Genomic DNA, 13,253 nt, shown 5'->3' with positions numbered 1-13,253 from the left:
CGCGGAGGCGTGCGGGATGGACAGCCATGTCAGGACGCTCCCGGGACCAGGCTTTCGGCGGTGACACCGAGAACCTCGGCAATCTTCTCGGTGGGAATGGCACCGACCCGCAGAATTCGTGCTCGATCGCTGGTCAGATCGATGATGGTCGACGCCACCGCGTGGTCGGCCGGTCCCCCGTCCAGGTACACCGCGGCAGAGCCGCCGAGCTGATCTCGCGCCTCCGTCACAGTGGTGGCGGGTGGACTGCCGGAGATGTTGGCGCTGGACACTGCGAGCGGGCCGACCTCGCGCAGCAGCTCGAGCGCGACAGGGTGGAGCGGCATCCGCAACATGACGGTGCCCTGGGCGTCGCCCAGATCCCAGGCCAAGGACGGAGCCTGCTGCACGACGATGCTCAGCGCACCGGGCCAGAAGGCGCGAATCAAATCTCGGGTGCGTGGCCGGACACTCTGGACCAGGCCGTCGATGGTGTTCCAGGAACCGACGAGCACGGGAACCGGCATATCGCGGCCCCTGCCCTTGGCGCGCAGCAGATCCGTGACAGCGCTGCCGTCGAATGCATCGGCTGCGATTCCGTACAGGGTGTCGGTAGGCATGACGACCAGTCGGCCGGATTTGAGGGCACCGCGGGCAGCGGTCAATCCAGCAGTGCGCGCGTCGGCTTCACGGCAGTCGTAGACGGTACTCACGGCACCCATCCTTCCACCTTCGATAACGAAGTGATGTCAGGTGTCGCCCGCCTGCCGTTCCGGTCGTCAGGCCTGGGCCGGGTGCGCCCGTGCGGCGACGACGAACCGGGGCCTACCCGCCAGATCCGGATGCGCGGTGACCTCGGTGAACACTCGTCGCCGAGACAGCAGCGCCGCCACCTCGCCGCCATTGGAGTCGTCGTGTTCGATAGCGACGCCGCCGCCGATCCGAAGCCAGCGGGCGATGTTGCCGATCATCGGTTCGATGACGGACAGCCCGTCCGAACCGCCGAACAGCGCCATGTGTGGATCGTGATCGATCACTTCGGGATCGAGGTCTGCCCCCTCCGGGATGTAGGGCGGGTTTGCGACGATCATGTCGACAGCGCCGTCGAGTTCGGTCAACAGATCTCGTGCCGTGACGTCGCCGTGGTGCAGCGTGATCGGGGTATCGCCGTGGCCGCTGCACAGGTCGGCATTGCGCCGGGCCCATGCCAACGCCGACGGGTCGAGCTCGACGGCATGGACGACGGCATCGGGCCGGGCGTTGGCGATCGCCAGTGCCAGTGCCCCCGAGCCCGTGCACAGATCGAGAATCACCGGCGGATGGTGGTCGACGTTTTCGAGGAACGCGAGTGCCCAGGCCAACAACAGTTCGGTTTCCGGCCGGGGTACGAACACGCCCGGCCCTACTTCGACGTCGATGTTGCCCAGCGAGGTCGTTCCCGTGATGTATTGCAGCGGAATACGTTTCGCGCGCTGCTCGACGGTTCGGAAGTACGCCTCGACGACCTCGGGTTCGACGAGAGGAACCAGACCGAGACGGCCGCGGTCCACGCCGACGAGGTGTGCGGCGAGCAGCTCCGCATCGACCCGTGGGCTCGGCACACCGGCAGCGTCGAGCATCGACGTTGCTTCGAGGATGGCCAGGCGTAACGGCTTGCGGCTCATTCGAACAGCCTGCCACGAGGCACCGACAACCCGGTCACACGCGTCCCAGCAACTCCGATTTCTTGGCGTGGAACTCGTCGTCGGTGAGGAAGCCCTTCGCGTGCAGACCCGCGAGAGCCTCGATCGCAGCCGTGATGTCGGAGATGTCCACACCTGACGGGTTGCCCTGAGGCGACTGGTTCGCGGACTGCGAAGACTGTTGCGACGAGGACGGTTGCGCGTAGGTCTGCGGAGCGGGTTGCGGCGTCGACTGGTTCTGCGAGTTCGTCCCGCCCGACTGCTGATCGACTCGAGGCAGGCTGCCTGCGGTGAACGTGCCGTACTGACTGGTGAACTCGAGCGAGCCCGGTCCACCACCCTGCTGTTGTTGGACTCCGCCGATGGAGTGATCGAGAGTGTCGTACACGGCCAGTTCGCCGCCGACCAACACCGCGAGGCGTCGAGATCCCGGGAACACTGCGTACTGCGAGCCGTTCTGGCCACCGCTCGAGCTCGGCGCACCGAGGTCCGAGGGCCACCACGAGCCGCCGCCGAACGAGCTGCCACCGAACGAGCTACTGCCGGTCTCCCTGGGCGGGTACACCTGATGCTGCGACAGCACCGCCGACAGGTCTCGGCAGAGACCGTCGACCCGGCTCTTGAGTCCGTGGTCGAACATGTTGCCCACCATGGTCATTCCGCCGCGCATCCACTGCCCACTGCCGCCGAGCTCGGGGATGTTGAACTGAGCCATGCTGCCGCGGCCGTTGTTGACGGCGTCGAGCATCGTGCGGACGGCATCGGTCGAGATGCCGTAGCGCGAGGACAGCTCGGACACGGCGTTCTCGCCTGCGGGGGTCAGGACCTGGTTCATGTCTGGTGTGCCTCTCGGGCGCTGTTGCGGGGTCGAACCTGGCCGCCAGGGTATCGCACGTTTCGGTGCAGCAGCCCGGCGAAATCTGTAAAGCTATGTGCCGCAGCTACTCTGCTTGCATGCGCGCGTCGCGGTCCGCCTTGGCCAGCGCGTCGAGCAACGCATCCATCTCGCCGTCCAGAAGTGAGTCGAGGTTGTGTGCCTTGAAGCCGATCCGGTGGTCCGTGATGCGGTTCTCGGGGAAGTTGTAGGTTCTGATCCGCTCCGAGCGGTCGACGGTGCGCACCTGGCTGGCCCTGCCTGCCGATGCCTCTTCGTCGGCCGCTTCTTCTGCTGCTGCCTGCAGGCGAGCTGCAAGTACCTGCATCGCGCGTGCCTTGTTCTGCAGCTGAGACCGCTCGTTCTGACAGGTCACCACGATCCCGGTCGGCAGGTGCGTGATTCGGACTGCGGAGTCGGTGGTGTTGACGCCCTGGCCACCTTTGCCGGACGAGCGGTAGACGTCGATGCGCAGATCGGTTTCGTCGATCTGAACCTCTTCCACCTCGTCGGGTTCGGGATACACCAGGATGCCGGCCGCGGACGTGTGCACGCGCCCCTGCGATTCGGTCACCGGTACCCGCTGCACGCGGTGGACGCCGCCCTCGAACTTCAGCCGGGCCCAGACGCCGTCGAGGGGATCCCTGGTCTTGATCGACAGCGTCGCGTCCTTGTATCCGCCGAGGTCCGAGACGTTCGCGTCGAGCACCTCGACCCGCCACCCGCGGCGTTCCGCGTAGCGCACGTACATCCGCGCGAGATCGGCCGCGAAGAGCGCCGATTCCTCGCCGCCCTCGCCCGACTTGACCTCCATCACGATGTCGTCGCCGTCGTGCGGGTCGCGTGGTGCGAGCAGGTCGGTGAGGGTCTGCTCGAGGTGCAGCACGGTCGCCTCGAGTTCGGGAATCTCGGACGCGAACGAGGAATCGTCGGCGGCGAGCTCACGCGCGGCTTCGAGGTCGTCCTGCGCGGAGGTCAGCTTGGTGTGCGCGGACATGATGGGGGCCAGTTCGGCGAACCTCTTGCCTGCTCTGCGGGCCGCGGACGGGTCGTTGTGCAGAGCTGGGTCGGCGAGTTGCTGCTCGAGTCCGGAGTGTTCGGCGAGGATGTCGTCGATGGCCGAAGGCTTGTCTGTTCTCGCCATGTTGATGACTCACTCTCGAACGCCGGTGCAACTGAATGTGGACACAAAAAAGCCGACGCCCGTCCTGTGATGCACAGGACGGGCGTCGGCGAAACAGCTAGCTGTCTGCGTCGGCCTTTTTGCCGGCGCGCTTGCCGTAGCGAGCCTCGAAGCGAGCGACGCGGCCGCCGGTGTCGAGAATCTTCTGCTTGCCGGTGTAGAAGGGGTGGCACTGCGAGCAGACCTCGACGCTGATGCGCTCTTTGTCGGTGGTGCTTCGGGTCTCGAAAGTATTGCCGCAACCACAGACGACTGTCGTCAGTGTGTAGTCGGGGTGAATTCCTGCCTTCATGGTGTCCTTACCGTTCTCTCTAGTGGTCGCCGGGTCGTCTTCGCCGATCGAAGACGTGAACCGGAACCGGACTCGGCCGTTGATTATGCCAGAGCGTGCATCTGACCTGCTAATCGCCGGTACTTCTGTGCCGACAGATGCTTACAACGCGCGCACCTGTCGGCTTGTTCCCCGGACGAAAGATCCGGGAAACAATTGTCAGTCGTTCGCCCCGCCCGGCGCAGTCTTGGAGACTTCCATCAGGAACTCGAGGTTGTTCTTGCTCTTCTTCAGACGGTCGACCAGCAGGTCGATGGCCTGATGCGAGTCCAGTCCGGACAGCACGCGCCGCAGCTTGTGTACGACGGCGGCCTCGTCGGGAGCAAGGAGCAACTCGTCGTGGCGGGTGCTCGACGGGTTGATGTCCACTGCCGGGAACACGCGGCGTTCGGCGATCTTGCGATCGAGCTTGAGCTCGGCGTTGCCGGTGCCCTTGAACTCCTCGAAGATCACGGTGTCACCGGTGGATCCGGTCTCGACCATGGCCGTGGCGATGATCGTCAACGAACCACCGTGCTCGATGTTGCGAGCCGCGCCGAGGAACCGCTTCGGCGGGTACAGCGCGGTCGAGTCGACACCACCGGACAGGATTCGGCCCGATGCGGGCGAGCTGTTGTTGTACGCACGTCCCAAACGGGTGATCGAGTCGAGCAGAACCACCACGTCCTGGCCGGCTTCGACCAGACGCTTGGCCCGTTCGATCGCCAGCTCGGCCACCGCGGTGTGGTCGCCCGGCGGCCGGTCGAACGTCGACGCGATGACCTCGCCCTTGACGGAGCGCTGCATGTCCGTCACTTCCTCGGGACGCTCGTCGACGAGGATGACCATCAGGTAGCACTCGGGATTGTTGATGGCGATCGCGTTGGCGATGGCCTGCAGGACGCTCGTCTTACCTGCCTTGGGCGGGCTGACGATGAGTGCGCGCTGACCCTTGCCGATCGGCATCACCAGGTCGATGATGCGCGTGGTCAGGATGTTCTGCTGAGTCTCGAGACGCAACCGCTGATTGGGGTACAGCGGGGTGAGCTTGCCGAACTCCGGACGCTTGCGCGCGGCCTCGACCTCTCCCCCGTTGACGGTGTCCAGACGCACGAGCGGGTTGAACTTCTGCCGCTGGCTGGACTGCTCGCCTTCGCGTGCCACCCGAACCGCACCGGTCACCGCGTCGCCGCGGCGAAGGCCGTTCTTGCGAACCAGGTTCATCGACACGTAGACGTCATTGGGTCCGGCGAGGTAGCCGGAGGTACGGACGAACGCGTAGTTGTCGAGAACATCGAGGATGCCGGCTACCGGCTGAAGAACATCGTCCTCGCGAATCTCGGTATCGCGCTCGCGGCCACCGCCACCGTCGTTGCCTTCCCCACGGTCGCGTCCGCGACGGCGCTCACGGAACCGACGTCCCCGACGTCCGCGCCCTTCGCCGTCGTCGTCCTGGTTGTTGTCGCGGTTGTCGCGGGGACCGTTGTTGCGATCCTCGTTGCGGTTGTCGTTGCGACCGTCGCCCTGGTTGCGATTGCGTCCGCCCTGATTACGACCACCGCCGTCGCGGTTGTCGCGGTCACCCTGATTGCGGTTTCCATTGTCCCGGTTTCCGTTGTCACGGTTGCCGTTCTCGCGGTTGGAGCCGTCCCGGTCCCCTTGATTGCGGCTTCCGGAGTCGCGGTTCGCGTTGTCGCGGTTGCCGTCGGCGTCACGGGGTTCGCGTTCCGACCCGTCCTGGCGGTTGCGGTCGCCGCGACTACGGCGTGGGCGCTCGGTGGCGGCGCTGTCACCGGTCTCGTCCGGCTTCTCCGCCTGCGGCGCGACTGCGGGTGAATCGGTCGCCGCGGGAGCGGATCCGGCCGAATCGTTGCTGTCGTCGAGTGGGAGCTGTTCGGGAGCACCGGCTCGCCGACCTGCGGCACGACGTCCGCGTGTTCGGCGGCCCGTCTCGGGAGCGGCATCGGCAGAGTCGCCCGATTGCGTCGCCGGCGCGTCCGAGGACGGCGCTTCTGGAGCCGACTGCTTCGGTGCCGCCTCGGCTGCAGGCCGATCTTCGACGACCGGCGCGGATGCAGCAGTGCGACGCGACTTGGGTGCGTCGGATTTCGGTGCGTCCGTCTTTGCCGGTGCGCTGCCCGATTGGCGCTCGGAAATCGCAGCGATCAGATCGCCCTTGCGCATCCCGGAAACGCTCTTGATACCGAGTTCACCAGCGAGGCTGCGGAGCTCGGTGAGAACCATTCCGGACAGGCCAGCACGTCGGCGTGACGTTTCGGGCGCAGAGATAAGTTCCGTATCGGTCACGGAGGTCCTTTCCTTCCCTCGCTCGCTCGATGCGCAGCCGAGGGTTCGTTCCGCAGTTCGGCGTTCTGCCGAGCTCGGATATTGCCGTTCATGTTCGACGCACCCCGTCGACGACACCATCGATCCGGACCGCAGAGAACCACGGGAAGGATCGAGTCAGGAGCGTCACATCACTCGGACGTTTGAATCCCCCGAATACAGCGACCTGAATGCCCTGACGAAACCGGCGTCTGAAGCGCACGATGTACGGACAGGGTTCACCATAGCGCCGTTGTCCCCACTCGGCAAGAACCCTACTGCTGCGTCTGTCACGCGACGGTGACTCCGTCGGCCACGTCCAGGTCGAGCACCCGCCACCCCTCGGCCGATGCGGCCTCGCGCAGATCGGCCGGAAACTCCTCGGTGCACAGCGCCATGACCGTCGGGCCCGCACCGGACACCACGGCCGCGATGGACCGCGCGCGCAAGGTGCTGATCCAGCGCGTGGTGTCGGGTAACGCCTGGGCGCGCTGACCTTGATGCAGCAGGTCCTCCGTCGCGGACATCAACAGATCCGGGCGCTCGGTCAGCGCCACCACCGCGAGAGCACTGCGGCTGACGTTGAACGCCGCATCACGGTGGGGCACCAACTCGGGCAACAGCCCCCGGGTGTGCGACGTCGACGAGCGTTCGGACGGTACGAGCACGACGACCTTGATGCTCTGGTGCACCTCCAGTCGTACGGCTGCGTACTTCCGCGCCGTGACACTGGCATTGGGCGGTTCGCTCCACGACACGACCGCACCGCCGAGGCAACTCGCCGACGCATTGTCGGGATGACCCTCGAATTCCGATGACAGCTGGACCAGCTGACCCTCCGACAGCGCGAGCGAGCGATCCACTTTCGCGGCCAGTGCGTTGGCGGCAGCGAGGCCCCCGACCACAGCCGACGCCGAGGAACCGAGCCCCCTGGAGTGCGGAATCACGTTGCGGCAGTGGACATCCAAGCCGTCGGCCCACACTCCGGCAGCTTCGAGACCCCGCTCGATGGCGCGTACGACCAGATGCGTCGGTCCCCACGGCACGTCCGCCGAACCCTCACCGTCGACGTGAATCCGTAGTCCCGACGCGGTGGTCGTGACCTCGATCTCGTCGTACAGCCCCAAAGCGATTCCGAGACTGTCGAATCCGGGTCCGATGTTGGCACTGGACGCCGGGACGCGCGCGGTGACCGTGAGCCCGATGGGGAGTGTCGTCGTCATGGCCGGAGATTCCGTCAACTCAGGCCAGCTCGAGCGCAGCCGCGACAGCGACGGGATCGACCGAAATGGGTTCTACGACAGGCATTCCCGACAGCGCCGTATCGGGATCCTTGAGGCCGTTTCCGGTGACCGTGCACACGACGGTCAGGCCCGGTTCGAGCCAGCCTTCCTTTCGAGCTGCGAGCAGCCCGGCGACACTGGCGGCGGAGGCGGGCTCGACGAACACGCCCTCGGTCTTGGCGATCAATCGGTACGCCTCGAGGATCTCCTCGTCGGTCGCTGCGCGGAATGCTCCGTTCGATTCTTCCTTGGCGTTGACGGCGCCGTTCCAGGATGCGGGCGAGCCGATCCGGATCGCGGTGGCGATGGTTTCCGGATCCTTCACCGGCGCACCGTGAACCAGCGGAGCAGCGCCCGCGGCCTGGACTCCCAGCATCCGCGGCTTGCGCGTGGTCAGACCGTCACGGAAGTACTCCGAGTAACCGCGCCAGTACGCGGTGATGTTGCCTGCGTTGCCGACCGGCAGTGCGTGGATGTCCGGGGCGTCGCCGAGGGCGTCGCAGATCTCGAAGGCCGCGGTCTTCTGGCCTTCGATGCGGACGGGGTTGACGGAGTTGACCAGACCGATGGTCGGGAACTCGGCCGTGGTCTTGCGGGCCAGTTCGAGGCAATCGTCGAAGTTGCCCTGCACCTGAATGATCTTGGCTCCGTGCATGACTGCCTGAGCGAGCTTGCCCATGGCGATCTTGCCCTGCGGAACCAGTACGGCACAGCTCATTCCGGCCTTGGCCGCGTAGGCAGCTGCGGAGGCCGAGGTGTTGCCGGTCGAGGCGCAGAGAACGGCCTCCTGACCTCGGGCGAGCGCGTCGGTGACCGCCATGGTCATCCCGCGGTCCTTGAAGGAGCCGGTGGGGTTGAGTCCCTCGACCTTGAGATGCACTGTGCACCCGGTCAGTTCGGACAGGTGCCCGGCCGGCAACAGCGGGGTGCCGCCCTCGCGCAGCGTGACGGTCTTCCAGTCCGGGCCGATCGCCAGACGCGAACGGTATGCCTCGATCAGACCGGGCCAGGGGGTGTGGACGCTCATACGGTGGTGCCTTCCAATCGGAGAACGCTGGCGACGTGAACGACGACGTCGAGCTGCTCGAGGGATGCAACGGTGTCGGACAGTGCGGAGTCGGCCGCGAGGTGCGTGACGACGACGAGCCTGGCTCCGTCACCCGAGCCCTGCTGACGCACCGTGGAGATGCTGACGTCACGCTTGGAGAACTCGGCCGCAACGGTGGCGAGAACGCCTGGCTTGTCGGCAACCTGCATGCTGACGTAGTAGCGAGTGAGGATGTCACCCATGGGGGCCACCTTGAGCTTGGCGTACTTGGATTCGAGTGGACCCCGTCCGCCGTAGAACTTGTTGCGAGCGGCCATCACCAGGTCGCCGAGTACTGCGGACGCGGTCGGCGCGCCGCCTGCACCCTGGCCGTAGAACATCAGGCGGCCTGCGGCCTCTGCTTCGACGACCACGGCGTTGAACGCACCGTTCACCGACGCCAACGGGTGGTTCAGCGGAACGAGCGCCGGGTAGACCCGAGCGGAGATTCGCTCCTTGCCCTTGGGCGTGACGATCCGCTCGCAGATGGCCAGCAGCTTGATGGTGCAGTCCAGGGATTTCGCGGTTTCGAGATCGTCCGAGGTGATCTTGCTGATGCCCTCGCGGTAGACGTCACCGGCAGTGACCCGCGTGTGGAATGCGATGGACGCCAGGATGGCGGCCTTCGATGCAGCGTCGTAGCCTTCGACGTCGGCGGTCGGGTCGGCCTCGGCGTAGCCCAGACGCCCTGCCTCGGCGAGGGTTTCGGCGTAGTCCGCGCCCGTCTCGTCCATGGCCGAGAGGATGAAGTTCGTGGTGCCGTTGACGATGCCGGCAACCTTGTTCACACGGTCACCCGCGAGAGACTGCATCAGCGGTCGGACCACGGGAATGGCTCCGGCCACGGCGGCCTCGAAATACAGGTCGGCACGTGACTTCTCGGCCGCGTCGGCCAGTTCCCCGGTGTACTCGGCCAGCAGGGCCTTGTTCGCCGTGATGACGGACTTGCCCTTCTCCAGGGCAGAGAGCACCAGCTTGCGGGGAATGTCGATGCCGCCGAGAACCTCGACGACGATGTCGACGTCGTCGCGGCCCACGAGCTCGGCCGGATCGTCGGTGAGCAGCTCGGCCGGGACTCCACGATCGCCGTCGACCCGACGCACCGCGATGCCCCGAATCTCCAGTGGCGCACCGACTCTCGCCTCGAAGTCGTCAGCGTTCTCGGTGAGGATCCGAACGACCTCGCTGCCGACGTTTCCGAGTCCGAGTACGGCGACGCCTATCGGCTTCGATGTCATGGCTGAACCTCCAAGCTGAGCAGATCTTCGATGGTTTCCCGCCGCAGGATCAGGCGCGAGTGCCCGTCCTTGACCGCAACCACAGCGGGCCGCGTCAGCAGGTTGTAGCGACTGGACATGGAGTAGCAGTAGGCCCCTGTGGCCGCTACCGCGAGCAAGTCACCCGGCCCGACGTCTGCCGGCATCCATGTGTTCTTGATGACGATGTCGCCGCTCTCGCAATGCTTTCCGACCACCCGAGCCACGACGGCCTCGGCATCGCTCGTGCGAGAGACCAGTCGACAGTCGTATTCGGCCTGATACAGCGAGGTTCTGATGTTGTCGCTCATGCCGCCGTCGACGCTGATGTAACGCCTACGCGTCGACTTGTCGACGGTGACATCCTTGATCGTGCCGACCTCGTACAGCGTGACGGTGCCCGGTCCGGCGATGGCGCGGCCCGGCTCGACGGCAATCGTCGGGACCGGTAGACCCACTGCAGTGGACTCGGTCTCCACGATGGTGGTCAACTTCGCCGCGAGCTGCTCCACCGGCGGCGGATCGTCACTCGGCACGTACGAAATACCCATGCCGCCACCGAGATCCAGAGTCGAGATCTGCGCGGTCTTGTCGACGCCGAACTCCGAGACGATGTCTCGCAGCAGACCGATGACCTTGTGCGCTGCCAACTCGAAGCCGTCGACCTCGAATATCTGCGAACCGATGTGACTGTGCAGTCCGACGAGGCGAAGGTTGTCGGCAGCGAACACGCGCCGGACGGCGTCGAGCGCAGAGCCGTCGGCGAGCGAGAATCCGAACTTCTGATCCTCGTGCGCGGTGGCGATGAACTCGTGGGTATGCGCCTCGACACCGACGGTGATGCGAATGAGAACGTCCTGCACCACACCGGCCGCACCGGCGACGCCGTCGAGACGGTCGATCTCGATGTTGGAGTCGAGCACCACATGTTCGACGCCTGCGCGCACGCCCGCCTCGAGCTCGGCTACCGATTTGTTGTTGCCGTGCATGGCAATTCGGTCGGCCGGGAATCCGGCGGCCAACGCGATGGCCAACTCGCCTCCGGAACAGATGTCGAGAGAGAGCCCTTCGTCGGCCACCCAGCGTGCGATCTCGCCGCACAGGAAAGCCTTGGAGGCGTAGTGAACTCGTTCGGGTGCCCCGAAAGCGGCGGCCATCTCACGGCAGCGCGAACGGAAGTCGTCCTCGTCGACGACGAACAACGGTGTGCCGTACTGCTCCGCGAGATCGGTGACCGACACTCCGGCGAGGCGGACGGTTCCGTCCTCACCGCGCTCGGCGTTGCGGGGCCACACCTGCTCGGGCAGCGTCGTCATCTCCGACGCGTCGGCCGGGCGATGGGACATCGACTCCTTCGCGGGGGCGTCGGCATGCTTGGGTCCTGCCGGATGTGCGCTCACATGCGCTCCGGTGCGCTGACCCCGAGCAGTTCGAGGCCGTTGGCCAGGACCTGCCGGGTCGCGTTTCCCAACGCCAGTCGTGCGGTGTTCACAGGTCCGGGCTCCTCGTCTCCTTGTGGAAGTACTCGACACGCACCGTAGAAACGGTGGTAGGCACCCGCCAGCTCTTCGAGGTAGCGGGCGATCCGGTGTGGTTCGCGTAGTTCGGCGGCGCTGGCCACCACGCGTGGGTACTCGCCGATCGTCCTGATCAGCTCGCCTTCCTGCTCGTGGGTGAGCAGGCTCAGATCCGGTTGCTGCGCGCTGATTCCCAGTTCGGCGGCATTGCGCGCGAGTGAGGCCAGGCGGGCGTGGGCGTACTGGACGTAGTACACCGGATTCTCGTTGCTGGCGCTCGCCCACAGGGCGAGGTCGATGTCGATGCTGGAGTCGACGGACGACCGGATCATGACGTACCGGGAGGCGTCGACGCCGATGGCTTCGACCAGGTCGTCGAGGGTGATGACGGTTCCGGCACGCTTACTCATCTTCACGGCCACACCGTCGCGCACCAGGTTGACCATCTGGCCGATCAGCACCTCGACGGTCGCGGGGTCGTCTCCGAACGCAGCTGCGGCCGCCTTGAGGCGTCCGATGTATCCGTGGTGGTCCGCTCCGAGCATGTAGATGCACAGATCGAAACCGCGCTGCCGCTTGTTCTGGAAGTAGGCGATGTCGCCGGCGATGTAGGCGGCGTTGCCGTCGCTCTTGATGACGACACGATCCTTGTCGTCGCCGTACTCGGTGGACCGTAGCCACCAGGCACCGTCCTCCTCGTAGAGCCTCCCCGAGCTCTTGAGGTACTCGACCGACTTCTCGACCTCACCTGAGTCGAACAGCGAATTCTCGTGGAAGTAGACATCGAAGTCGACGCCGAACTCGTGCAGATTGGCCTTGATCCGGTCGAACATCAGCTGGGTGCCGATCGCTCGGAACGTCTCTTCCTGGGCCTCGGGGGCCAGCGCGAGCGCTTCCGGCTCCTGCACCAGCACCTGCTCGGCGATCTCGGCGATGTACTCGCCTGCGTAGCCGTTCTCCGGAGCGGGTTCGCCCTTGGCCGCGGCGATCAGGGATCGACTGAACCGGGCGATCTGTGCGCCGTGATCGTTGAAGTAGTACTCGCGAGTGACCTCGGCCCCGTGGGCGGTCAGGATCCGACCGAGTGCATCGCCGACGGCTGCCCACCGGGTACCGCCGAGGTGCACCGGACCGGTCGGGTTGGCCGAGACGAACTCGAGATTGACCTTCTTGCCCGTCATCGAGGAACCGCTGCCGAAGGCCGCGCCTTCGGCGAGCACGCGGGCAACGATTTCGCCCTGCGCTGCAGCGGCCAACCTGATGTTCAGGAACCCGGGACCTGCGACGTCGGCGCTGTCGATCGCGGCCTCGGCCGCGAGAGCCTCGGCGAGCCAGCCGGCGAAGTCGCGGGGGTTGGCTCCGGCCTTCTTCGCGACCTGGAGTGCCACGTTGGTCGCGTAGTCGCCGTGCTCGGGATTGCGAGGACGCTCGACGGTCAGCTTCGCAGGGAGGACTGATGCATCCAGGCCGCGGTCGGCAAGCACCTTCGCGGCGGTCGCGTGAAGCAATTCGGCAAGATCGGCGGGAGTCACAGGTAGCTATCCTATTGGCTGGTGCGCGGCGTCCTCGCATCCACTGCCCGTCTGCCGGCGAGCAACCTCGGCCTGCGCGGTCCGCGCAGGCTCTGAGCACGCTCTCAGGCAGAGAACGTACAGTGAGGGCGCTCTGCGCTGATGGTCATCGGACGATGCTGTCACCAGCAGATACGCATCACCAGCGCAACCGAACACCACCTTTCCACGACTGAGAGAGCAACT

11 protein-coding genes are annotated in these 13,253 nt (G+C 65.8%); all 11 read right to left on the bottom strand.

Annotated features, from left to right (window positions below):
- Positions 1-29: 29 nt before the first annotated feature.
- Positions 30-692 carry an L-threonylcarbamoyladenylate synthase gene (locus CH291_RS17315; RefSeq protein ID WP_068048275.1) on the bottom strand — a complete coding sequence of 221 codons (663 nt, stop codon included), beginning with the start codon at positions 690-692 and terminating at the stop codon, positions 30-32.
- A 66-nt stretch (positions 693-758) separates the two neighbouring features.
- A complete protein-coding gene (gene prmC, locus CH291_RS17310; protein WP_068048263.1) occupies positions 759-1,643 on the bottom strand; it encodes a peptide chain release factor N(5)-glutamine methyltransferase in 885 nt (294 codons plus the stop codon).
- A gap of 34 nt (positions 1,644-1,677) precedes the next feature.
- A complete protein-coding gene (locus CH291_RS17305) occupies positions 1,678-2,496 on the bottom strand; it encodes an SHOCT domain-containing protein (RefSeq protein WP_094688153.1) in 819 nt (272 codons plus the stop codon).
- Between the two features lie 106 nt (positions 2,497-2,602).
- Positions 2,603-3,679 carry a peptide chain release factor 1 gene (prfA, locus tag CH291_RS17300; protein ID WP_068048269.1) on the bottom strand — a complete coding sequence of 359 codons (1,077 nt, stop codon included), beginning with the start codon at positions 3,677-3,679 and terminating at the stop codon, positions 2,603-2,605.
- Positions 3,680-3,776: 97 nt separating this feature from the next.
- Positions 3,777-4,010 (bottom strand): 50S ribosomal protein L31, encoded by a 234-nt coding sequence (gene rpmE / locus CH291_RS17295; RefSeq protein WP_008715081.1) that lies wholly within the window; start codon positions 4,008-4,010, stop codon positions 3,777-3,779.
- Positions 4,011-4,208: 198 nt separating this feature from the next.
- A complete protein-coding gene (gene rho / locus CH291_RS17290; RefSeq protein WP_256980882.1) occupies positions 4,209-6,272 on the bottom strand; it encodes a transcription termination factor Rho in 2,064 nt (687 codons plus the stop codon).
- A 371-nt stretch (positions 6,273-6,643) separates the two neighbouring features.
- Positions 6,644-7,576 carry a homoserine kinase gene (thrB, locus tag CH291_RS17285; RefSeq protein ID WP_094688152.1) on the bottom strand — a complete coding sequence of 311 codons (933 nt, stop codon included), beginning with the start codon at positions 7,574-7,576 and terminating at the stop codon, positions 6,644-6,646.
- 19 nt (positions 7,577-7,595) lie between these two features.
- Entirely contained in the window at positions 7,596-8,663 is a 1,068-nt protein-coding gene (gene thrC / locus CH291_RS17280; RefSeq protein WP_027497914.1) for a threonine synthase, read from the bottom strand.
- The gene (locus tag CH291_RS17275) at positions 8,660-9,961 is read right to left on the bottom strand and encodes a homoserine dehydrogenase (protein WP_094669089.1); all 1,302 of its coding nucleotides are present in this window, start codon (positions 9,959-9,961) and stop codon (positions 8,660-8,662) included. The genes thrC and CH291_RS17275 overlap by 4 nt, the downstream gene beginning before the upstream one ends.
- A complete protein-coding gene (lysA, locus tag CH291_RS17270) occupies positions 9,958-11,379 on the bottom strand; it encodes a diaminopimelate decarboxylase (protein WP_094669090.1) in 1,422 nt (473 codons plus the stop codon). The genes CH291_RS17275 and lysA overlap by 4 nt, the downstream gene beginning before the upstream one ends.
- Positions 11,376-13,028 carry an arginine--tRNA ligase gene (gene argS / locus CH291_RS17265; RefSeq protein ID WP_094688151.1) on the bottom strand — a complete coding sequence of 551 codons (1,653 nt, stop codon included), beginning with the start codon at positions 13,026-13,028 and terminating at the stop codon, positions 11,376-11,378. Before argS ends, lysA begins: the two co-directional genes overlap by 4 nt.
- Positions 13,029-13,253 lie beyond the last annotated feature (225 nt).

Source organism: Rhodococcus sp. 14-1411-2a (assembly GCF_002259485.1).
Classification (GTDB): Bacteria; Actinomycetota; Actinomycetes; order Mycobacteriales; family Mycobacteriaceae; genus Rhodococcoides.
The sequence above is the reverse complement of the archived record's forward strand: the minus strand, read 5'-3'. Positions and strand labels throughout refer to the sequence as shown.

Coding starts and splice junctions, on each gene's coding strand:
- prmC (WP_068048263.1), bottom strand. CDS start 1,643: ATGAGCCGCAAGCCGTTACGCCTGGCCATCCTCGAAGCAACGTCGATG.
- CH291_RS17305 (WP_094688153.1), bottom strand. CDS start 2,496: ATGAACCAGGTCCTGACCCCCGCAGGCGAGAACGCCGTGTCCGAGCTG.
- prfA (WP_068048269.1), bottom strand. CDS start 3,679: ATGGCGAGAACAGACAAGCCTTCGGCCATCGACGACATCCTCGCCGAA.
- rpmE (WP_008715081.1), bottom strand. CDS start 4,010: ATGAAGGCAGGAATTCACCCCGACTACACACTGACGACAGTCGTCTGT.
- rho (WP_256980882.1), bottom strand. CDS start 6,272: ATGGTTCTCACCGAGCTCCGCAGCCTCGCTGGTGAACTCGGTATCAAG.
- thrB (WP_094688152.1), bottom strand. CDS start 7,576: ATGACGACGACACTCCCCATCGGGCTCACGGTCACCGCGCGCGTCCCG.
- thrC (WP_027497914.1), bottom strand. CDS start 8,663: ATGAGCGTCCACACCCCCTGGCCCGGTCTGATCGAGGCATACCGTTCG.
- CH291_RS17275 (WP_094669089.1), bottom strand. CDS start 9,961: ATGACATCGAAGCCGATAGGCGTCGCCGTACTCGGACTCGGAAACGTC.